Genomic DNA, 20,669 nt, shown 5'->3' with positions numbered 1-20,669 from the left:
CCGCCAGAAACGATTGTCACACATGACCGAAACAGCCGAAAAGATCGATTACTCGAAGACCCTCTATCTGCCTGAAACCGATTTCCCGATGCGCGCCGGCTTGCCGCAGAAGGAGCCGGAACTCGTTGCCCGCTGGCAGCAGATGGATCTTTACAAGAAGCTGCGCGCATCCGCCGCCGGCCGCGAAAAATTCGTCCTGCACGACGGCCCGCCCTATGCCAACGGCAACATCCATATCGGCCACGCGCTGAACAAGATCCTCAAGGACGTCATCACCCGCTCCTTCCAGATGCGCGGTTACGACTCCAACTATGTTCCGGGCTGGGACTGCCACGGCCTGCCGATCGAATGGAAGATCGAGGAAGAAAACTATCGCGCCAAGGGCAAGGCCAAGCCTGACCTGACCGAGCCGTCGGCGATGATCGAGTTCCGCCGCGAGTGCCGCGCCTATGCTGAAAAGTGGATCGCCATCCAGGGCGGCGAATTCCAGCGCCTCGGCATCATCGGCGATTTCGAAAACCCGTATCTGACGATGAACTTCCATGCGGAAAGCCGCATCGCCGGCGAACTCTTGAAGATCGCCAAGTCAGGCCAGCTCTATCGCGGCTCCAAGCCGATCATGTGGTCGGTCGTGGAGCGCACGGCGCTGGCGGAAGCCGAAGTCGAGTATCATGACTATGAGAGCGACACCATCTGGGTGAAATTCCCGGTGAAATTCGTCGTGCGTGATGGCGCGGAAGCGAAGTTTCATCTGTTGGATGCATCTGTTGTCATCTGGACTACCACGCCCTGGACGATCCCCGGCAACCGGGCGATCGCCTATTCCTCGCGCGTTGCCTACGGCCTTTACGAAGTCACGGCTGCCGAGAACGATTTTGGCCCGCGTCCGGGTGAAAAGCTCATCTTCGCCGACAAACTCGCCGAAGAATCTTTCGCCAAGGCAAAGCTGCAGTACAAGCGCCTTGCTGACGTGACCGCTGCCGATCTCGCCGGCATCACCTGTGCCCATCCGTTGAAGGGTGTCGGCGGCGGCTATGAATTTGCCGTGCCGCTGCTCGATGGCGACCACGTCACCGACGATGCCGGTACGGGCTTCGTGCACACCGCACCCAGCCACGGCCGCGAAGACTTTGACGTCTGGATGGCGCATGCCCGCCAGATCGAGGCACGCGGTATCGAGACCAAGATCCCGTTCCCGGTCGACGACGGCGGCTTCTACACGTCAGACGCTCCCGGCCTCGAAGGCGCGCGCGTCATCGACGACAACGGCAAGAAGGGCGATGCCAATGATCGCGTCATCAAGGCGCTGATCGAACTCAACGCGCTCTTTGCCCGCGGCCGCCTGAAGCACCAGTATCCGCATTCCTGGCGCTCCAAGAAGCCGGTGATCTTCCGCAACACGCCACAGTGGTTCGTCTATATGGACAAGACGCTGTCGGACGGAACGACGCTGCGCACCCGTGCGCTGAAGGCGATCGACGATACCCGCTTCGTGCCGGCTGCCGGCCAGAACCGTCTGCGCGCCATGATCGAGCAGCGCCCGGACTGGGTTCTCTCACGTCAGCGCGCCTGGGGCGTGCCGATCTGCGTCTTCGTCGACGAGCAGGGCGCAGTACTGCAGGATGACGCCGTCAACCAGCGCATCCTCGACGCTTTCGACGCCGAAGGCGCCGATGCCTGGTTCGCCGAGGGCGCCAAGGAACGGTTCCTTGGCAACGAGCATGATCCGGCCAAGTGGTCGCAGGTCATGGACATCCTCGACGTCTGGTTCGATTCTGGCTCGACCCATACCTTCACTCTGGAGGACCGTCCGGACCTGAAGTGGCCGGCCGATCTCTATCTCGAAGGCTCCGACCAGCATCGCGGCTGGTTCCATTCCTCGCTGCTGGAATCGGCTGCCACCCGCGGCCGCGCGCCTTACGACACCGTTCTCACCCATGGCTTCACCATGGACGAGAAGGGCGAGAAGATGTCGAAGTCGAAGGGCAACGTCACCGCGCCGCAGGAAGTGATGAAGGATGCCGGCGCCGACATTCTGCGCCTCTGGGTCATGACCTCGGACTATGCGGACGACCTGCGCGTCGGCAAGACGATCATCCAGACCAATGTCGATGCCTATCGCAAGCTGCGCAACACCATCCGCTGGATGCTCGGCACGCTGGCGCATGACAAGGGCGAGGTCATCGCGCTCGCCGATCTGCCGGAGCTGGAACAGCTGATGCTGCACCGCCTCTCCGAGCTCGATCAGCTCGTGCGCGAAAACTACGACGCCTTCGACTTCAAGAAGATCGCCCGCGCGCTGATCGACTTCGCCAATGTCGAGCTTTCGGCCTTCTACTTCGATATCCGCAAGGATGCGCTCTACTGCGATGCGCCGTCGAGCCTTCGCCGCCGCTCGGCGCTCTATGTCATCCGCATGATCTTCGATTGCATGGTGACCTGGCTTGCGCCGATGCTGCCCTTCACGACCGAAGAGGCATGGCTTTCGCGCAATCCGTCGGCCGTCTCGGTGCACCTGGAGCAATTTGCCCCGGTGGCCAAGGAATGGCGCAACGATGCGCTGGCCGACAAGTGGAAAAAGATCCGCGCGATCCGCAGCGTCGTGACCGGCGCGCTCGAAATCGAGCGCAAGGACAAGCGCATCGGTTCTTCGCTGGAAGCTGCTCCCGTCGTGCATATCGCCGATGCGGGCCTGCGCAGGGCGCTCGAAGGCCAGGATTTCAGCGAAGTCTGCATCACCTCGGGTATCACGATCGAGACGGATGCCGGCCCGGCCGAAGCCTTCCGCCTGTCCGAAGTGCCTGACGTCGCCGTCGTTCCGAAGCTTGCCGAAGGTGTGAAATGCGCCCGGTCCTGGCGCATCACCACCGATGTCGGCTCCGATCCGGAATATCCCGACGTCTCGGCGCGTGACGCCGCGGCATTGCGCGAACTCGGCATCCACGCCTGAAGATATTTGCCGGGTGAATTGCCTTTATGGCGTTCATCCGGTAAAAGCTGCCTGAAAATGGCCGGATTTTTGCGTCAGGGGGACGGTTGTCCGGTTGGGCAACGATTGCACCGGTGGCTGGAAGGGTTTTCATGTTCGCAACGCATTGGTTCCGTATGGGCGCCTGCCTGTCTGTTGTCGTGGCGGGATGCTCCTTGGTGTCCAGTTGCGCCAGCAGCCCGACCTACGGCACCGACAAGACCGCCATGGAGCAGTTGACCGACGATCTCGGTCAGTCGGTATCGCTGACAGGACCGGACCCGAAGAACAAGGGCGTCAAATATACGCCGCGTCCGACGCTGGTGCTGCCGGCCCAGGGGCAGCGCGAGACCCTCATCGCGCCGCAGCCGACCGTGGCGAATAAGGACAATCCGCAATGGCTTGAATCGCCGGAGGAGACCCGCGCACGTCTCGTTTCCGAGGCCGACGCCAATTCGGACAATTCGAGTTACCGCTCGCCGCTGGCGAGCTCTGCGATCGAAGGCGGCCGGCGCACGACGGAAGCCCAGACCCAAGCCTATCGCGAAGCCCGCGCCCTGCAGAAGGGCTCCTATATCGACCAGCGCCGTTCCATCTCCGATCCGCCGCCCGGCTACCGCACCGTCGACGATCCGGCAAAGCTCGACGATGTCGGCGAGCCCGAGCTCAAGAAGCAGAAGAAGCGCAAGAAGGATGCGGCGATCGCCAATTCCGGCAAGCAGTGGTGGAACCTGCTGCAGTAGCAGCTTTTCCCGGCGTGTAGCCATTGCTTGGTTGCTCAAGTTCATCGACATCACCGGACCAGCCCCTCATCCGCCTGCCGGCACCTTCTCCCCGTAAACGGGGCGAAGGGGAATCGCCGCAGCCTCTCCGTTCCCACCGATCTCTCGCAGGGCACGTCCCCTCGCCCCGTTTACGGGGAGAGGGTTAGGGTGAGGGGCAGCCGTCGGCGCAAGCCGGACGGTAGTGGCTCAAGCAGGGATGACGGTATTGTGCGCAGGCCCTGAGGATTACGGCGTTTCCCTCTTTTGCGAAAAGAACCGTCGTAGCATCACGGCCGATTGGACCTCGTTGATGCCCGAATAGACCTCGGGAACGTGATGGCAGGTGGGCTGCGCATAGAATCGCACGCCGTTGTCGACGGCGCCGCCTTTTGGATCTTCGGCGCCGTAATAAAGCCGCCGGATACGCGCAAATGAGATGGCTGCCGCGCACATGGTGCAAGGCTCCAGCGTCACGTAGAGATCCGCGCCGGCAAGGCGTTCCTGCCCGAGCGCTTCGCAAGCGAGCCGGATCGCGACGATTTCGGCGTGCGCGGTGATGTCTTTCAGCTCTCTCGTACGGTTTCCGGCCCGGGAAACGGCGATATCGTCGACCACGACGACAGCGCCGATCGGCACCTCGCCGCGCTCTTCGGCGGCGCGTGCTTCCTCAAGCGCCATCTCCATGAAACGATTTGTCTTCACGATCGCAAGAATTTCCACTTAACCGCAGATGCGTGACCTGATAGACAGGCCCAAAAGGCAGGCAAACAACAAATGACACCCAAAGACAAGCCAAAACGCCCGGGCGTAAAGCCCTTTTCACGGGATGACAGGCCGAAGGCCGGTTCCAGGACGGGCAGTGCGAAGCCGGCAAAGGCTGCCGCCGCAAACTCGATCGCGGCCGAGGCCGATGGCGAGGCCAAGGCCGAACGCATCTCCAAGGTGATGGCGCGCGCAGGCGTCGCCTCCCGGCGCGACATCGAACGCATGATCATGGAAGGTCGTGTGACGCTGAACGGCACGGTTCTCGAAACCCCCGTCGTCAACGTCACGCTCGCCGACCGGATCGAAGTCGACGGTGTGCCGATCCGCGGCATCGAGCGCACCAGACTGTGGCTCTATCACAAGCCCGCGGGCCTCGTGACCACCAATGCCGACCCGGAAGGCCGGCCGACCGTTTTCGACAACCTGCCGGAAGAACTGCCGCGCGTCATGTCGATCGGCCGCCTCGACATCAACACCGAAGGCCTGCTGCTGTTGACCAATGACGGCGGCCTTGCCCGCGCGCTCGAACTGCCGGCGACCGGCTGGCTGCGACGCTACCGCGTCCGCGCCCATGGCGAGATCAATCAGGAAGCGCTCGACAAGCTGAAGGACGGCATCGCCGTAGACGGCGTGCTCTACGGTTCGATCGAGGCGACGCTCGACCGCACCCAAGGCTCGAACGTCTGGATCACCATGGGTCTGCGCGAAGGCAAGAACCGCGAAATCAAGAACGTGCTTGGCGCGCTCGGCCTCGACGTCAACCGCCTCATCCGCATTTCCTATGGCCCGTTCCAGCTCGGCGACTTGCCGGAAGGCCAGGTCATCGAAGTGCGCGGCCGCACGCTACGCGATCAGCTCGGCCCGCGCCTCATCGAGGAAGCCAAGGCGAATTTCGACGCGCCGATCTACAATGCGCCGGCTGTCGCCGCCGAGGAAGAGGCTGAGCCCGCAGTCCCGGAAAAACGCGAGCGTCCGCGCCGCGAGGTGGACAAGCGCGAACGGGCGCTGAGCCGCCTCGACACCAAGCGCGATGACCGCCGTGGTGGGGCGCGCAAGGATGACGACCGCCGCGACGGCGGCAGGGATGACGACAAGCCGAAGCGCGCCCAGCCGCTCGGCCAGCGCCGCAGCGCCAATGTCTGGATGGCGCCAGGCGCCCGGCCGCTCGGCGAAAAGGCGGCAGCCAAAGCCGCCAAGAATGCGCAGACCGCACGCCGGCGCGGCGAGCAGCCGCAGGCAAAGAGCAATGCTTTCGATCGCATCGAAGATCGTCCGCGCACGCAGATCAACCGCGTACGCGAAGAAGACGGCGAATGGATTCGTTCGAGCGAAGAGCCTCGCCGTAAGGATGAGGGCGAGGGCTTCGGCCGCAAGCGCTCCTTCGGGGATCGCCCCGCCCGCGAAGACCGCGGTTTTGGCGATCGCCCGGCGCGCGGTGAACGCCGCCCCCGGGAACAGGGTGACGAGCGCCCGCGCGGTGATCGTCCTTCGCGCGGGGATCGGCCTTTCGGCGATAAGCCGCGTGGCGACCGCAGGCCGCGTACGGATGGTGACGAGCGTCCTCGTGCTGCCAGAGCCTCAGCCGGAGAAGGCCGTTCGGAGCGTCCGCGCGGCGACCGTCCTTCACGCGGAGATCGGCCCTTCGGCGATAAGCCGCGCGGTGATCGCAGGCCGCGCGAGGATGGCGATGAACGTCCGCGGGCAGCCAGAAGCTTTGCCGGCGAGGGCCGCTCCGAGCGTCCCCGCGACGAAAGATCCTTCGGCGACAAGCCTTCGGGTGACAAGCCGCGTGGCAAGGGTTTTGGGGCCAAGCCCGGCGGGGCCAAGAATTTTTCCGGCAAGCCGAAAGGCGCCAAGTCGGGCGGAGACAGGCCGGGCGGCGACAGGCCTGCGGGCGGGCCGTCCAGAGGTGGTGCGAAAGGAAAGGGAATGACGCGCGGTGCGGATCGTCGGCGGTGAGTTTCGCGGACGGCCTCTCGCCGTGCCAAAATCCAACGATATCCGGCCGACTGCCGACCGGACGCGCGAGAGCCTGTTCAACATCTTGAGTCATGCCTATCCGGAATGCGTCGACGGCACCCGGATTCTCGACCTTTTCGCCGGGACGGGCGCTGTCGGCCTCGAAGCCGTCTCGCGCGGCTGTCGCCACGCGCTCTTCGTCGAAAACAGCGTCGAGGGCAGGGCGCTGCTCTGGGAGAACATCGATGCGCTCGGCCTGCACGGCCGCACGCGCATCCTGCGCCGGGATGCGACCGATCTCGGCAGCGTCGGTAATCTCGAACCCTTCGACGTGCTCTTCGCCGACCCGCCCTATGGCAAGGGCCTGGGGGAGAAGGCGATGGCCGCCGCAGCCGAGGGCGGCTGGCTCCGTTCCGGCGCGATTGCCGTGCTCGAAGAGCGTGCCGACGTTGTGGTTTCCGTTCATCCTTCCTATGTTTTCCTCGAAAGCCGCATCTTTGGCGATACGAGGGTGCATTTCTTCCGGTATCAGCCGCAATAGCGCGGGGGCGGGCGTGCAGCAGCAGGCAGAGATCATCAGTCCGAAACAGCCTGCGGTCAGCGATCTTCCGACGGTCGCGGTTGCCTTCGGCGGCGGCGGCGCGCGCGGGCTTTCTCATATCCATATCATCGAGACGCTCGACGAACTCGGCATTCGCCCGGTGGCGATTTCAGGTTCCTCGATCGGGTCGATCATGGGAGCCGGCATGGCTGCCGGCATGTCCGGCGCTGAGATCCGCGAACATGCGCTGGCGACCGTCGGCAACAAGACGGCCGTGGTCAGCCGCATCTGGGGCCTGAGGCCGGCGACGGTGCGCGATGCCGTGGCGAAGGGTATCCGCATCGGCCAGTTCAATCTGGAGCGGATTCTCAAGGCCTTCCTGCCGTCCGAACTGCCGGCCCGTTTCGAGGACCTGCTGGTCCCGATGAAGGTCATCACGACGGATTATTACGGGCAGAGCGAGGTCATCATCGAAGAGGGCGAGCTGTTTCCCGCACTTGCCGCCTCTTCCGCCATCCCCGCCGTCTTCATGCCGGTGCGCCTGCGCGGCCGGGTGATGATCGATGGCGGCATCAGCAATCCGGTGCCCTATGAACACTTGATGGATCTTGCCGACATCGTCGTCGGCATCGATGTCGTCGGCGCGCCGGAAGGCGACGGCACCCATATTCCGAACCGCATGGAGAGCATCTTCGGTTCCGGCCAGCTGATGATGCAGACCGCCATCACGTTGAAGCTGAAGCTCCGCGAGCCGCACATCTTCCTGCGCCCGACGGTCGGCCGCACCGGCGTCATGGATTTCCTCAAGGCCCGCGAAGTGCTCGCCATGTCCGTCGGCGTCAAGGACGACCTGAAATTCGCCCTCGACCGGGAAATTGAAGCGCGGTTAAAACGCTAAAGAACCTTGCACCGGAGCCATCGTACGCGTCCGGGCGACAGGCACGAGCGGTTCACTGTGCATCGTTTCGGCTATGAGATCGGCATCGTCATTGTCGATTTCGAAGAGACCGAAGCGCAGCCTATAGCCCCAGTTCGATCGATCGCTCGTGAAAGACAGCCGGCCGAGGAGCGGCCGGATCGGTGTTTCTGCGGCTCGCCACCAGGCGACATCTCGTCTCCAGGGGCGGAAGCCGGGGTGAACTTCCACCTGATATGCCTCCGTTTCCTCAACCACGCCAATTGCCGTGAACGCCTGAAGGCGATCCTTGCCGCCAAATGTTTCGGTCGGCGAATAATAGATCACGCGATCGCCAGGCGCGCTTCGCTTAAGCGGAGCGGCCTTGCCATGACAGACTTGCATGAACCCGGCTTCGCGGCCGATGCGAACGTGATTTGCCGATGCGACAGCAATCCAGCTGCGGGACATGTGTCAGTCCTCCGCGACGTTGTAAACGCGCAGGCGATGCCCGTCGGGATCGGCTGCAACAAAGGTACGGCCGAAATCGAGATCGGTCGGCGGCAAAAGGATGGTTGCGCCCTTGCCTTGCCATTCGGCATGAAGCGTATCGACCATATCAGCTGCCGCAACCTTGAAACCGACATCGCAGCCCCCGCCCGTTGCAGCCGGCGCCGGCTCGACGCCCGCCTTACCCCACAGTCCGAGCGCCAGACCGGAGGGCAGGATGAACATGGCGAAGGTCGGGCTGGCCTCAACGGGATCCTGCCCGAGCAGTTGGCTATAGAAGCTGGTGCTTTTCGGCGCGTCTGCTACGAAAAGTAGAATGCTGTTGCTGTCGATCACGGTTCGTCTCCTGTGTGTCGCTCAAGACGACATCTACGGAGACCTGCTGACAGATTCTGGCAGTAGCCTTTTCCCCTTCCGCCTTTCGATCCTCTCAATCTTCCTGGAGTTGATTTAGGCATCCGCCGTTACATCGGCGGTAATCGCCAACGGATCGTCCTCGAAAGGATCGGCGGCGCGTTTCGGCTTGACCAGCGGTTCGGGGCGGACAGGGTGGGAAAACAGCATGTCGCGCCCGGCCTGCAGCCCTTCGGAAACCTGCAGCACCAAACGCGCCTCGTCGCGCTTTCGGATATCCTCGCCGATTTCATAGGCATCGACCTCGGAAACGCCGAGCGCCTCCAGCGTTCGCCGCCCGAAGAGCAGGCCCGATTCCAGCGTTTCGCGCAGCTCGTAGTCGACGCCCTTGTTGCGCAGTTCGATCGAGTGGATGCGGTCGTAGGAGCGCACGTAGAGCCTGGTGTGCGGATAATCCGCCTGCACCAGTTCCACCACCTTGTCGGTGATCTCCTTCTTCTGCGTGCAGACGAGCACGATCTTTGCCCGGTCGATGCCGGCCGAGCGCAGCACGTCCTTGCGGGCGCCGTCGCCGAAATAGATGCGGAAACCGAAAGAGGAGGCCTGGCGGATGCGGTCCGCCGAAAAATCGATGACGGTGACGCTGCGCCCGCCCGCCAGCAGGATCTGGGCGGCGATCTGGCCGAAACGCGAGAAGCCGACCATCAGCACGTCGGCGCCCGCACCTTCGAAATCTTCGTCCAGCTCTTCCTGTTCGTCGCCGCTGAGAAGCCGCTTGGAAAGTGCGGCCCCGATCGGCGTCAGCGCCATGGAAAGCGTCACGACCGCGACCAGCAGCGATGCCGTGCTCGTCGACATCAGTCTGACCGTGCCCGCCGCGGTGAACAGCACGAAGCCGAATTCGCCGCCCTGCGGCAGCAAGAAGGCGATGCGGATTGCATCATTGTGCGCAGAGCCCGAGATCCGGCAGAGCCCGTAGATGATGATCGCCTTGACCGCCATGACGATCGGCACGGCGATGACAACGAAGAGGGCGTTGTCGAAGAGCACATCGAGTTCCAGCGACAGGCCGACGGCGATGAAGAAGATGGCGAGCAGTACGCCGCGGAAGGGCTCGATATCCGCTTCCAGCTCGTGCCTGTAGGAGGACTCGGCCAGCATGACGCCGGAAAGGAAGGCGCCCATCGCCATCGAAAGCCCGGCAAGCTGCATCAGGCTCGCCGATCCCATGACGACGAAGAGCGCGGCCGCGATCATCGCTTCGCGCGCGCCGGTGCGGGCGATGACCTGGAAGAGCGGCGTCAGCAGGTAGCGCCCCATGACGATCATCGCCGCGACCGCGCCGACGGCGACGGCGAAATCGGTAAGCGGCGCATTGCTGCCCTTGTCGCCGCCGTCGAGAATGGTGATCAGCGCCAAGAGCGGCACGATCGCCAGGTCCTGAAAGAGCAGCATCGAGAAGGAGCGCTGCCCGTATTTCGTGTTGACGTCGCCGTCACCTTCGAGGATCTGCATGGCGAAGGCCGTCGATGACAGCGCCAGGCCGAACCCGGCAACGATGCTGCCGCGCCAATCGACGACATGGGAAAACCAGGCGAGCGCGGTCAGCGCCAGCCCCGTCAGCACCACTTGCGCGGTGCCGAGGCCGAAAATGTCGCGCCGCATCTGCCAGAGGCGGCTGGGCTTGAGCTCCAGCCCGATGATGAAGAGCAGGAAGACGACGCCGAGTTCAGCCACGGCGAGGATCTGTTCGCCGTCCGTAATGCCGTGGAAGATCGGGCCGATGACGATGCCGGCGGCGAGATAGCCGAGCACCGTGCCGAGCCCGAGCTTCTTGAAGATCGGAGCAGCGACCACCGCGCCCCCGAGCAGCAGGATCGTTTCGGAAAAGAGGTCGTTTGGCGCGGACATGCTGGCGATTTCTTTCACTGGCGGCGAGCATGCGGGCAGCCCCGAGAAAGAATCGGTCGCGGCGGCCTTGATGCCTGGGAGAGTGCACAATAAATGGAAGCCGAAGGAAAGGCCAAATCATGTCCTCTAAAATCGATTCCTCGACACTTCTTTCCCGCGCAAGTCAATTGATCGATCTGGCAAGGAAGGCCGGGGCCGACGCAGCCGACGCCGTCGTCGTCCGGTCGCGCTCGCAATCGGTCAGCGTGCGTCTCGGTAAGGTCGAGGGAACGGAATCCTCCGAAAGCGACGATTTTTCGCTGCGCGTCTTCATCGGCAAGCGCGTCGCCAGCGTTTCGGCCAATCCGGGTTTCGATCTGCAGGCGCTTGCCGAACGCGCTGTCGCCATGGCGAAGGTTTCGCCGGAAGACCCCTTCGCCTGCCTGGCGGATGAGGCAAACCTTTCGAAATCCTATCCCGACCTGCAACTGCTCGACACCACGGAGGTTTCCTCCGAGATGCTGCGCGAGGCGGCTCTTGCCGCCGAGGCGGCGGCGCTTGCGGTCGAGGGCGTCACCAATTCCTCCGGCGCCGGCGCATCCGCCGGCATGGGCGGCCTCGTTCTTGCCACCTCGCACGGCTTCGAAGGCAGCTACATGGCCTCCCGTTTCGGCCATTCCGTCAGCGTCATCGCGGGCGAAGGCACCGGCATGGAGCGCGACTATGATTTCGACAGCCGCCTCTACTACGCCGATCTCGACGATCCCTCCGAAATCGGCCGCCGCGCCGGCGAGCGGGTGGTCAAACGCATCAATCCGCGCCAGGTGCCGACCGGCAAGAACGTCACCGTCGTCTTCGATCCGCGCGTTGCCCGCGGCTTCGTCGGCCATATCGCCGGTGCGATCAACGGCGCCGCCGTCGCCCGCAAGACCAGTTTCCTGCGCGACAAGATGGGCCAGCAGGTGCTGAAATCAGGCCTGTCGATCACCGACGATCCGCTGATCGTGCGCGGCCCTTCCTCACGCCCCTTCGACGGCGAGGGCGTGTCCGGCGAGCGGCTTGTCATGATCGAGGACGGTGTTCTCAAGCATTGGTTCCTCTCGACCTCGACCGGCCGTGAACTCGGTCTCGAAACCAATGGCCGCGGCGTGCGCGGCGGCACCGCCGTTTCGCCTTCCTCCAGCAACCTTGCCCTGGAACCCGGCGACGTCTCGCCGGAGGAGTTGATCCGCAGCATCGGCACCGGTTTTTATGTCACCGAACTGATCGGCCACGGCGTCAACATGATCACCGGCGAATACAGCCGCGGCGCCACCGGCTTCTGGATCGAGAACGGCGAACTCACCTTCCCGGTTTCCGAGGTGACGATCGCCTCGAACCTCAAGGACATGTTCATGCGCCTGACGCTCGCAAACGACATCGACCGCAAGTTCGGCGTCGCGGCCCCCACCTTCGCGATCGAAGGCATGACGCTGGCAGGGCGATAAGGAACGAGTAGACGGATGAGCGATACGGAAAAGGCTCGCTGGCAGAGCGATCTCGCGTTGATCGTCGAGGCGGCGAGAGAGGCGGGCGCGGTCGCTTTCGGTTTCTTCAACCAGTCCCCGGAGGTCTGGTGGAAGAACGAGGACCGTTCTCCCGTCAGCGCCGCCGATTTCGCCGCCAACAAGACGCTTGAAACGATCCTGCGCAAGGCCCGCCCGGATTATGGCTGGCTGTCTGAGGAAACCGAGGACGATGCCGACCGCCTCTCGCGCGAGACGCTGTTCATCGTCGATCCGATCGACGGCACGCGCGCCTTCCTCGGCGGCCAGAACGTCTGGTGCGTCAGCGTCGCCGTCGTTCATCGCGGCCGGCCGGTCGCCGGCGTGCTCTATGCGCCGGCGCTGGAAGAGCTTTATGAAGCCGTCGAAGGCGGCGCGGCGCTGAAAAACGGCTTGCCTTTCACGGTCTCCGACGCCGGTCCGGAGGAGACGAGCCGCATTGCGATCGGCGAAGACCTGCTGAAAACCTTTCCGCCGGCGTTTCGCGACCGGGTCATGCGCCATAAACACGTTCCCTCGCTTGCCTATCGCATCGCCATGGTGGCGGATGCCCGTCTCGAAGGCACCTTCGTCAAGGGCAATTCGCACGATTGGGATCTTGCCGCCGCCGATCTGATCCTTAGCCGCGCCGGCGGCGGTCTCGTCGATCTCGCCGGCAGGCCGATCCTTTACAATCGCGCCGACGTCACCCACAAGGTCCTCTGCGCGGCCCCGATCCCCCGCATCCGTGAATTCCTCGCCGCCTTTGCGGAACGACGAGACAGTTGACGTTTCCGTCAAAATCCCGCAGATGGAGTGGCGGAGGAGACTAGGCAGAAAGAGAACAAGAAAATGACTGACTCCGATGACAAGAAGCAGCTTTTGCACCTCGTTTTTGGCGGCGAGCTGGAAAACCTCGATGACGTCCAGTTCCGTGATCTGAGCGGTCTCGATATCGTCGGCATTTTCCCCGATTACGCCACGGCGCTGACCGCCTGGAAGGCGAAGGCGCAGCAGACGGTCGACAATGCGCATATGCGCTATTTCATCGTCCACATGCATCGTTTGCTCGATCCGCAGGAAAAGGCCAAGGGCAACTGATCTCAGCAGATGCTGCCGGCCAACCGCTCCTCAAGCGGGGATTTCGTGCACCGGCCGTCGGACGGTCGGGTTGTTTGACGCATTCTGAACAAAATGATCGGCCATTCCGGCCGCAACGATAATTGGGGAATGGGGTTGATGTCGATCGCTTTGGATCGGAGGCTGGCGCAATGAGCTCCCGGATGGCGCGGTTCGGTCTGAGCGCATATCGTCTGGCGGGAACCGTGGCCTCCCCGGTCGTCGGCCTCTATCTCACCTACCGCACGGCCAAGGGCAAGGAAGACCGCGCCCGTCGCCTGGAGCGCTTCGGCTATCCGAGCGCCAACCGGCCGCAAGGCCCGCTCGTCTGGTTCCACGCCGCAAGCGTCGGTGAAACCAACGCAGTCATCCCGCTGATCCGGGAAATCCGCCGCCGCGATATCCATGTCATCCTGACGACAGGCACGATCACATCGGCCAGGCTCGCCGCCGAGCGCATCGGCAGCGAAGCGATCCATCAATATGTGCCGCTCGACCTGAAACCCTCCGTCAGCCGCTTTCTCGATTATTGGCAGCCCGATTGCGCCATCATCGCCGAATCCGAGATCTGGCCGGCAACGGTGCTGGAACTCGGCCGCCGCCGCATTCCTCAGATCCTGGTCAATGCCCGTATGTCGGACCGCTCCTTCGCCCGCTGGCGCCGCCGCCCGGCGATCGCCGAGGCCCTCTTCGAGAACCTCGCCCTTGTCATCGCCCAGTCGGACGTCGATGCCGAACGTTTCCGCGATCTCGGCGCCGTCCCGGTCATCACCTCGGGCAATCTGAAGGTCGATACCGACGCACCGCCCTATGACAGCGCTGTCTTCGCCCGCTACAAGAAGCAGATCGGCGAGCGCAAGACCTGGGCGGCGATCTCGACCTTCGACGGCGAGGAGAATGCCGCCGGCATCGTCCATCGCGCGCTGAAGGAGCGCGATCGCCAGTTGACGATCATCGTGCCGCGCCATCCCGAGCGCAGCGACGAGATCGAAGCGGCTCTCGTCAAGCAGGGACTGAAGGTCGCCCGCCGCACCCGCGACGATGTGTTGTCGGCCGATGTCGATATCTTCCTCGGCGATACGATCGGCGAAATGGGCCTCTATTTGAGACTGACGGAAATCGCTTTCGTCGGCCGCTCGCTCTTTGCCGAAGGCGGTCAGAATCCGTTGGAACCGGCCATGCTCGGCTGCGCCGTCCTCTCCGGCGGCAATGTGCAGAATTTCCGCGAGGCCTATCAGAAGCTTGCCCGCAGCGGCAGCGCCCGCATGGTGCGCGATACCGAAATGCTGGCCAAGGGCGTGCACTACCTGCTGACCAATGACGAAGCCCGTCGCAGCATGATCGAGGCCGGCATTACCGCCGTGCACGACATGCGAGGCGCCTTGTCTGCGACGGTGAGGGGGCTGGAGCCCTATATCAATCCGCTCACCGTCAAGGCGCGGCTGTTGCCGAAGGCCATGGCTCAGGTCTGAGGAGGCACGATGTCGGCCGCAACTGGTATCAAAGGCATTCTCTTCGACAAGGACGGCACGCTGCTCGATTATGACGAGAGCTGGCTGCCGGTAAACCGGGAGCTCGCCCGCATCGCAGCCAAAGGCGATCAGGCTCTCGCCGACCAGCTGCTTGCCGCCTGCGGCATGAATCCCGAGACCGGCCATATCGTTCCCGACAGCCTGCTCGCGGCCGGCAATACGAGACAGATCGCCGAAGGCCTCGTGGCCGCAGGTTCCATGGTCGATGTCGACGAACTGACGGTCCGCCTCGACGACCTCTTTTCCAGCGCCGCCCAGTTTTCCGTGCCTGTGACCGACCTGGCAGGCTTCTTCGCCCGGCTGCATCGGCGCGGCTTCCGGCTCGGCGTCGCCTCCAGCGATAATGAACGTTCGATCCGCCAGACGGCCGATCGTTTCGGTTTTGCCCAGTATGTCGATTACATCGCCGGCTACGACAGCGGATTCGGCACCAAGCCGGAGCCGGGAATGCTGCTCGGCTTCTGTGCGGCGACCGGCCTCTCGCCTGAAGAGATCGCCATGGTCGGCGATAACAACCACGATCTCCACATGGGGCTGAATGCCGGCGCCGGGTTGAGGATCGCGGTGCTGACGGGCACCGGCTCCCGGGATTCGCTCGCGGCGGCGGCCCATCATGTGCTCGACGATATCACCGGTATCGAGACGCTGCTGCCGGACCTGCAGCCGGCCTGATCGTAAGGGCTTGCATTTTCATCGATTTTGACCTCTCAATCCGGTCGGAAAACGGAAATTCTGCCGGCAGGGGAGCGGGACGGCAAAATGATATCAGAAGCGCCGCCGTTCTGGTGGAGGAAAGCCGATTGGCGGGCCTGGCTGCTATCGCCGCTTTCTTTTCTGTACGGCCGTATCGCCGGCCACCGCATGGCCCATGCGCGGCGCGCCTCCGTTCCCATTCCGGTCATCTGTGTCGGTAATTTCACCGTCGGCGGCGCCGGCAAGACGCCGACGGCGCTCGCGATCGCCCGCGCCGCCAAGGCGAAGGGTCTGAAGCCCGGTTTTCTCAGCAGGGGCTATGGCGGTTCGCTCGATGTGACGACGGTGGTCGATCCCGATCATCACCGGGCGGTCGCCGTCGGCGACGAGCCATTGCTGCTTGCTCAGGAGGCATTGACGGTGATTTCCCGCAAGCGTGCCGACGGCGCCCGGCGCCTGGTGGCGGAGGGCGCCGATCTCATCATCATGGATGACGGTTTCCAGAGCGCCCGGCTGGCGATCGACTATGCCCTGCTCGTCATCGATGCGACCCGCGGCCTCGGCAACGGCCATATCGTGCCGGGCGGGCCGGTGCGCGCGCCGATCCGCCAGCAATTGCGGCATGCGACGGCCCTGCTGAAGGTGGGAGGGGGCAATGCCGCCGATGGGATCGTGCGCATGGCGGCGCGGGCAGCCAAACCCTATTTCACCGCATCGCTGAAGGTGCGCGGCGACAATACGCTTGCGGGCGTCAAGGTGCTCGCCTTCGCCGGCATCGCCGATCCCGCCAAATTCTTCCGTACGGTCGAATCGCGCGGCGCCGAGATCATGGTCGCCAAACGCTTCGGCGATCACGAGCACCTGACCGAGGAGGAGATCGACGATATCCTGACGACCGCCGAAAGCCAGGGCCTGCTGATCGTCACCACCTCCAAGGATTTCGTCCGCCTCTCCGGTCATCCCGGCAAGGCGAAGCGGCTCGCGGAAAAAAGCCGGGTGATCGAGGTCGACATGGTGTTCGAGGATCACCTCGCTGCAGGCCTGATCATCGATCGGGCGATCGTCGCCTGCCGCGAGCGGCGCCTGCGGGAAATGAAAGCCGGGAGCAAGCCCAGCAAGAGCGCATAGCGGTTTGCGTCCGGACTGCGTTAACGCCGCTGGTTCGGCAGCACCCCGGCGCGTTTGTCGGCCTCGAGCGAGGCGCTCACGTCGGCATAGGGCTCCTGCCGGGCGACGCTCCAGTAGCGCAACTCGTCGAGCGGGACATGTTTCCCGGTCATTGCGCAGACGACATAGGAGCCGGGCGAGAGAATCTGGAAGTCGCCATCGAGATACCGGATCTTCGCTTCGCGGTTTCCGTGTCCTTCGAACAAATTCATGCGCTCCGTTCCCTGCAGTCTTTCATCAATCTGCCATACTCCCGGCAAGGCCATTTTTCCAGCTTTTTCAGCTCCGGCCGAAAAGCCGTTCGATATCGCTGAGCTTCAACTCGATATAGGTCGGCCGGCCGTGATTGCACTGGCCGGAGCCGGGCGTCACTTCCATTTCTCTCAGCAGCGCGTTCATCTCCTCCGGCCGCAGCCGCCGTCCGGAGCGCACCGACCCATGGCAGGCCATGGTCGCCGCCACATATTCGAGCTTGGCCGAGAGGCCCGAGGCCGTATCCCATTCGGCGATCTCGTCGGCAAGCTGGCGGATGAGGCCGTGCGCATCGACCTCGCCGAGCATTGCTGGCGTCTCGCGCACGGCAATCGCCCCGGGGCCGAAACGTTCGATCGCAAGGCCAAGCTCGGCAAGCTCCGCCGCATGCGGCATCAGCCGGTCGCAATCCTCTTCGGGAAGATCGATGATCTCGGGGATGAGCAGCACTTGCGAGGCCAGCCGCTTGGAATGCAGCGCCTTGCGCATCGCCTCGAAGACTAGCCGCTCATGTGCGGCATGCTGGTCGACGATGACCAGGCCGTCTTCGGTCTGGGCGACGATATAGTTGGCGTGGATCTGCGCCCGTGCAGCGCCGAGCGGATATCGGGTGACTGTTTCGGGGGCTGCCGGCGCGGCGGCAGGCTGCGGCTCAGTCCGTGCCGTCGGCGTCGTAAGCCCGTCGAAGGAGGCTTGAGGCCGTTCGGCGAAACCGGTTACCGGCTGATAGGGACGGGAAGGTGAGGTCTCGGCCGACCATGGCGCCGACGGCCGCTGCACATGCGGCTGGAAGCCGGGGCGGAAGGAGCGCAGCATGTCGCTCGCCCCGGTCGTTGCCGCACGGCTGCCGTCGCGCGCCAGGGCCTCGCGGACCGCGCCGACGATCAGGCCGCGCACGAGGCCCGGGTCGCGGAAGCGCACGTCGGATTTCGCCGGATGCACGTTGACATCGACCAGCGCCGGATCGAGCGTGATCGACAGCACCGCGACCGGATAGCGCCCTGATGGAATCGTTTCGGCATAGGCGCCGCGGATCGCCGAGAGGATCAGCTTGTCCTGCACCGGCCGGCCGTTGACGAAGGCATATTGGTGGGCGGAGTTGCCGCGATTGAAGGTCGGCACGCCGGCAAAGCCGGTCAGCGAGACCTCCTCGCGCACGGCGTCGAGCGCGATGGCGTTGTCGCGGAATTCCTTGCCGAGCACCTGCGCCATGCGCGCCAGATGATCCTCGCCGGTCGCGGGAAATTCCAGTGTCGTCCGATCCGAGCCGGAGAGTACGAAGCGCACGGCAGGAAAGGCGATCGCCATGCGTTTGACGATCTCGGTGATGGCGCCGGCCTCGGCTTTTTCCGTTTTCAGGAATTTCAGCCGGGCGGGCGTGGCGAAGAACAGGTCGCGCACTTCGACGGTCGTGCCGGGATTGGCTGCTGCCGGCCTCAAATGCATGATCTTGCCGCCGGCAATGGCGATCTCATTGCCGCCTGCGCTGTCGCGCCTGCGGCTTGCGATGCTGAGCCTTGCAACGGAGCCGATCGAGGGCAGCGCCTCGCCGCGGAAGCCGAGCGTGCGGATATCCTCGAGCGTCTCCGATATTTTCGAGGTGCAATGGCGCCGGACCGCCAGTTCCAGATCGGCCGCATCCATGCCGGAGCCGTTGTCGCTGACGCGCAACAACGCCTTTCCGCCGCCTGCCGTGGCGATCTCGATGCGCGTCGCACCGGCATCGAGCGCGTTTTCGATCAGTTCCTTGGCAGCACTCGCCGGCCGTTCGATGACTTCGCCGGCGGCGATCTGGTTGATGAGCGTTTCGGAGAGCTGTCTGATGGCCATGGGCTATTTTCGGGGATTCGCGGGCTGGAGGGAAGGGGTCTCGGATCGCTTTGCCAAACTGCGATTCCCCAGCTTTCTCAAATTTGGGGATTGGTAGTGTTAAGCCGGTTTTAACATAAAAATGGCATTTCTAATCACACACCTCCGGAAGCCGCGAAATCGAACAGATGTGGGACGAAATGGAATGAGTGCCGGCTTCGAAAAGGCGGACACGTCATCAGAAACCGACGGGACTCTCGCCGGGGCCGATCTCCAGACGGCGCTTTTCGATGCGGTGTGCGACAGCCTTTCGGCGGCCTTCATCATCTACGACAAGAACGATCATCTGATCTTCGCAAGCCGCCAGACCCTCGAATTCTTCCCGCTGCCGCCCGAGATGCTGAAACCGGGCACGCGGCTTCGCGATTTCCTCGGCGCGGTTTACGACACTGGCATCCGCCAGCAGTATGATGTCAGGCAGGGCGGTTCGTTGAGCCGCGAGGACTGGCTGTCGCAGAAGATCGCCTCACATTGGCGCGAGCGCTTCGATGCCGTCGAGCGCCATGGTCCCGACAGCTGGGTTCGCTTCGTCAAACGCAGGCTGCCGAGCGGTTACGGCGTCACCGTGATCTCAGACATGTCGGAGGACAAGAAGCGCGAACAGCAATGGCGCTCGGACCTGGAGCGTGTGCAGCTGACCGAGGACATTCTCGACAATCTGCCGTTCCCGCTTTTCGTCAAAGACCGCAACCTTACCTACGTCGCCGTGAACCTCGCCTTCTGCGAGAAATATCAGACGAGCGCCGACGAGGTGCTCGGCCGCAAGAGCGGTGATCTCTTTTCGCCTGAGATCGCCAAGCGGTTCGAGGAAAGCGATCGTCACGTGCTGGAAACCGGCGAGATGTCCGTCGCCCGCCAGCGCCAGATTTCCCGCGACGGCACCGAGCGCGACATCGTCAGCCGCAAGCATCGCATCGGCAAGCCCGGCCGCTACTTCCTGGTCTCCACCACGCAGGACCTGCCGCGCGACGGCGCCGATCTCGATGAGTTCGATCGGGCGTCCGCAATCACCACGTCAAGCAATCAGAGCTACCGCCGGGCCTATCTGCCTGCGCCGAGCGCGGCCGAGCGGCGCGAGCCGGCGGCGATGGAAGCGATCGTGCCGGAGAATTTCTCCGGCCGGAAGATTCTCGTCGTCACCGCCGATCTCGCCGCCGAGACCGCCGCCTTGCGCACATTGTCGAAATACGGCTTCGAATCCTGCGCGGTGCGCGGCGAGGACGAGGAGGAGCGGTTCCTGGAAATCGCCACTTCCTCCGGCATTTCGCTCGATCTTCTGATCATCGACAACCAGATGGGAATGCGCTGCCTCGAACTCGCCGAGCAATACGGCATCCCGACGCTCGTCATGGACGGGTTCCAGATCGCCAACGAACTCACCTTCCAGATCGCCCGCCATTTCAACCGCAACAGCCGGGGCGCCGGCGGTTCGGATACGGATTGGGAAATCAGCATTTCCGACGAAGTCACGGGGCTGCAGGTTCTCGTGGCCGAAGACAATGATATCAACCAGATCGTTTTTTCGCAGATCCTCGAAGGGCTCGGTTACCGCCACATGATCGCGGCGACCGGCGACGAGGCCGTGCGCCTCTGGGCCGAACATCGGCCGCAGATCGTACTGATGGATATTTCTCTGCCGGGTTTCAACGGCTTCGAGGCCGCGCGTCTCATCCGGCAGATGGAGGAAACCGGCGGCGGGATACGCACGCCGATCATCGGCGTTCTCACCCAGGCCTTCGAGCGCGACCGCGCCGAATGCGTCAAGGCAGGCATGGACGACGTCATCATGAAGCCGGTCAGCCCCGATATGCTCGAAATGGTATTTCAAAACTATCTGATGGAAGAGGCTGCACGGGCGCGAAACTGAC

18 protein-coding genes are annotated in these 20,669 nt (G+C 63.6%); 12 read left to right on the top strand and 6 right to left on the bottom strand.

Features of this window, described 5'->3' with window-relative positions:
- Nucleotides 1–22: 22 nt before the first annotated feature.
- Together ileS and QD408_RS09435 are read left to right on the top strand one after the other, a co-directional pair.
- Nucleotides 23–2,950: an isoleucine--tRNA ligase gene (gene ileS / locus QD408_RS09440; protein ID WP_414139113.1), complete on the top strand. Its 2,928-nt coding sequence runs from the start codon at nucleotides 23–25 to the stop codon at nucleotides 2,948–2,950.
- 131 nt (nucleotides 2,951–3,081) lie between these two features.
- Entirely contained in the window at nucleotides 3,082–3,711 is a 630-nt protein-coding gene (locus QD408_RS09435) for a hypothetical protein (RefSeq protein ID WP_414139112.1), read from the top strand.
- A 267-nt stretch (nucleotides 3,712–3,978) separates the two neighbouring features.
- Here the strand turns inward: QD408_RS09435 and QD408_RS09430 are convergent, their stop codons facing one another.
- Complete coding sequence (locus QD408_RS09430; RefSeq protein WP_088680592.1) at nucleotides 3,979–4,416, bottom strand: nucleoside deaminase; 438 nt, start codon at nucleotides 4,414–4,416, stop codon at nucleotides 3,979–3,981.
- Between the two features lie 90 nt (nucleotides 4,417–4,506).
- On the opposite strand from QD408_RS09430, the gene QD408_RS09425 reads away from it, so the two are divergent.
- Genes QD408_RS09425 through QD408_RS09415 form a run of 3 tightly spaced genes read left to right on the top strand, consistent with a single transcriptional unit; the run spans nucleotide 4,507 to nucleotide 7,895 of the window.
- Nucleotides 4,507–6,456, top strand: coding sequence for a pseudouridine synthase (locus QD408_RS09425; protein ID WP_414139111.1), 1,950 nt, complete (start codon nucleotides 4,507–4,509; stop codon nucleotides 6,454–6,456).
- On the top strand, nucleotides 6,437–6,997 hold the full coding sequence (rsmD, locus tag QD408_RS09420; RefSeq protein ID WP_088680594.1) for a 16S rRNA (guanine(966)-N(2))-methyltransferase RsmD: 561 nt from the start codon (nucleotides 6,437–6,439) through the stop codon (nucleotides 6,995–6,997). Before QD408_RS09425 ends, rsmD begins: the two co-directional genes overlap by 20 nt.
- A gap of 13 nt (nucleotides 6,998–7,010) precedes the next feature.
- Nucleotides 7,011–7,895 (top strand): patatin-like phospholipase family protein, encoded by an 885-nt coding sequence (locus QD408_RS09415; RefSeq protein WP_414139110.1) that lies wholly within the window; start codon nucleotides 7,011–7,013, stop codon nucleotides 7,893–7,895.
- Here the strand turns inward: QD408_RS09415 and QD408_RS09410 are convergent.
- From QD408_RS09410 to QD408_RS09400, 3 genes are all read right to left on the bottom strand, one after another.
- The gene (locus QD408_RS09410; protein ID WP_414139109.1) at nucleotides 7,884–8,363 is read right to left on the bottom strand and encodes an EVE domain-containing protein; all 480 of its coding nucleotides are present in this window, start codon (nucleotides 8,361–8,363) and stop codon (nucleotides 7,884–7,886) included. The two genes, QD408_RS09415 and QD408_RS09410, sit on opposite strands and share 12 nt — an antisense overlap.
- 3 nt (nucleotides 8,364–8,366) lie before the next feature.
- A complete protein-coding gene (locus QD408_RS09405) occupies nucleotides 8,367–8,738 on the bottom strand; it encodes a VOC family protein (protein WP_414139108.1) in 372 nt (123 codons plus the stop codon).
- Between the two features lie 114 nt (nucleotides 8,739–8,852).
- Nucleotides 8,853–10,667 carry a monovalent cation:proton antiporter-2 (CPA2) family protein gene (locus tag QD408_RS09400; RefSeq protein WP_414139107.1) on the bottom strand — a complete coding sequence of 605 codons (1,815 nt, stop codon included), beginning with the start codon at nucleotides 10,665–10,667 and terminating at the stop codon, nucleotides 8,853–8,855.
- Nucleotides 10,668–10,786: 119 nt separating this feature from the next.
- Here QD408_RS09400 and QD408_RS09395 point away from each other — a divergent pair, with 119 nt between their 5' ends.
- From QD408_RS09395 to lpxK, 6 genes are all read left to right on the top strand, one after another.
- Nucleotides 10,787–12,133 carry a TldD/PmbA family protein gene (locus tag QD408_RS09395; protein WP_414139106.1) on the top strand — a complete coding sequence of 449 codons (1,347 nt, stop codon included), beginning with the start codon at nucleotides 10,787–10,789 and terminating at the stop codon, nucleotides 12,131–12,133.
- A 15-nt stretch (nucleotides 12,134–12,148) separates the two neighbouring features.
- Nucleotides 12,149–12,958 (top strand): 3'(2'),5'-bisphosphate nucleotidase CysQ, encoded by an 810-nt coding sequence (locus QD408_RS09390; RefSeq protein ID WP_414139105.1) that lies wholly within the window; start codon nucleotides 12,149–12,151, stop codon nucleotides 12,956–12,958.
- Nucleotides 12,959–13,021: 63 nt separating this feature from the next.
- The gene (locus tag QD408_RS09385) at nucleotides 13,022–13,270 is read left to right on the top strand and encodes a DUF4170 domain-containing protein (RefSeq protein WP_088680601.1); all 249 of its coding nucleotides are present in this window, start codon (nucleotides 13,022–13,024) and stop codon (nucleotides 13,268–13,270) included.
- Between the two features lie 170 nt (nucleotides 13,271–13,440).
- The gene (gene waaA / locus QD408_RS09380; RefSeq protein ID WP_414139104.1) at nucleotides 13,441–14,760 is read left to right on the top strand and encodes a lipid IV(A) 3-deoxy-D-manno-octulosonic acid transferase; all 1,320 of its coding nucleotides are present in this window, start codon (nucleotides 13,441–13,443) and stop codon (nucleotides 14,758–14,760) included.
- Nucleotides 14,761–14,769: 9 nt separating this feature from the next.
- Nucleotides 14,770–15,492: an HAD family hydrolase gene (locus tag QD408_RS09375; protein WP_414139103.1), complete on the top strand. Its 723-nt coding sequence runs from the start codon at nucleotides 14,770–14,772 to the stop codon at nucleotides 15,490–15,492.
- Between the two features lie 87 nt (nucleotides 15,493–15,579).
- Complete coding sequence (gene lpxK / locus QD408_RS09370) at nucleotides 15,580–16,641, top strand: tetraacyldisaccharide 4'-kinase (protein WP_414139102.1); 1,062 nt, start codon at nucleotides 15,580–15,582, stop codon at nucleotides 16,639–16,641.
- A 20-nt stretch (nucleotides 16,642–16,661) separates the two neighbouring features.
- Here lpxK and QD408_RS09365 read toward each other — a convergent pair whose 3' ends face one another.
- Together QD408_RS09365 and mutL are read right to left on the bottom strand one after the other, a co-directional pair.
- Nucleotides 16,662–16,892: a DUF2093 domain-containing protein gene (locus tag QD408_RS09365; protein WP_088680832.1), complete on the bottom strand. Its 231-nt coding sequence runs from the start codon at nucleotides 16,890–16,892 to the stop codon at nucleotides 16,662–16,664.
- A 67-nt stretch (nucleotides 16,893–16,959) separates the two neighbouring features.
- Entirely contained in the window at nucleotides 16,960–18,762 is a 1,803-nt protein-coding gene (gene mutL / locus QD408_RS09360) for a DNA mismatch repair endonuclease MutL (RefSeq protein ID WP_414139101.1), read from the bottom strand.
- 184 nt (nucleotides 18,763–18,946) lie between these two features.
- Here mutL and QD408_RS09355 point away from each other — a divergent pair, with 184 nt between their 5' ends.
- Nucleotides 18,947–20,668 carry a response regulator gene (locus QD408_RS09355; RefSeq protein ID WP_414139100.1) on the top strand — a complete coding sequence of 574 codons (1,722 nt, stop codon included), beginning with the start codon at nucleotides 18,947–18,949 and terminating at the stop codon, nucleotides 20,666–20,668.
- Nucleotide 20,669: the final 1 nt, after the last annotated feature.

It is taken from the genome of Rhizobium sp. BR 249, assembly GCF_047445895.1.
GTDB lineage: Bacteria > Pseudomonadota > Alphaproteobacteria > Rhizobiales > Rhizobiaceae > Rhizobium.
Note: the sequence above shows the minus strand (reverse complement) of the source record. Positions and strands in the feature narration are given on the sequence as shown.

Bases quoted from the DNA above. Each gene is read 5' to 3' on its own strand.
- ileS (WP_414139113.1), top strand. From the start codon at position 23: ATGACCGAAACAGCCGAAAAGATCGATTACTCGAAGACCCTCTATCTG.
- QD408_RS09435 (WP_414139112.1), top strand. From the start codon at position 3,082: ATGTTCGCAACGCATTGGTTCCGTATGGGCGCCTGCCTGTCTGTTGTC.
- QD408_RS09430 (WP_088680592.1), bottom strand. From the start codon at position 4,416: ATGGAGATGGCGCTTGAGGAAGCACGCGCCGCCGAAGAGCGCGGCGAG.
- QD408_RS09425 (WP_414139111.1), top strand. From the start codon at position 4,507: ATGACACCCAAAGACAAGCCAAAACGCCCGGGCGTAAAGCCCTTTTCA.
- QD408_RS09410 (WP_414139109.1), bottom strand. From the start codon at position 8,363: ATGTCCCGCAGCTGGATTGCTGTCGCATCGGCAAATCACGTTCGCATC.
- QD408_RS09400 (WP_414139107.1), bottom strand. From the start codon at position 10,667: ATGTCCGCGCCAAACGACCTCTTTTCCGAAACGATCCTGCTGCTCGGG.
- QD408_RS09395 (WP_414139106.1), top strand. From the start codon at position 10,787: ATGTCCTCTAAAATCGATTCCTCGACACTTCTTTCCCGCGCAAGTCAA.
- QD408_RS09390 (WP_414139105.1), top strand. From the start codon at position 12,149: ATGAGCGATACGGAAAAGGCTCGCTGGCAGAGCGATCTCGCGTTGATC.
- QD408_RS09385 (WP_088680601.1), top strand. From the start codon at position 13,022: ATGACTGACTCCGATGACAAGAAGCAGCTTTTGCACCTCGTTTTTGGC.
- waaA (WP_414139104.1), top strand. From the start codon at position 13,441: ATGAGCTCCCGGATGGCGCGGTTCGGTCTGAGCGCATATCGTCTGGCG.
- QD408_RS09375 (WP_414139103.1), top strand. From the start codon at position 14,770: ATGTCGGCCGCAACTGGTATCAAAGGCATTCTCTTCGACAAGGACGGC.
- lpxK (WP_414139102.1), top strand. From the start codon at position 15,580: ATGATATCAGAAGCGCCGCCGTTCTGGTGGAGGAAAGCCGATTGGCGG.
- QD408_RS09365 (WP_088680832.1), bottom strand. From the start codon at position 16,892: ATGAATTTGTTCGAAGGACACGGAAACCGCGAAGCGAAGATCCGGTAT.
- mutL (WP_414139101.1), bottom strand. From the start codon at position 18,762: ATGGCCATCAGACAGCTCTCCGAAACGCTCATCAACCAGATCGCCGCC.
- QD408_RS09355 (WP_414139100.1), top strand. From the start codon at position 18,947: ATGAGTGCCGGCTTCGAAAAGGCGGACACGTCATCAGAAACCGACGGG.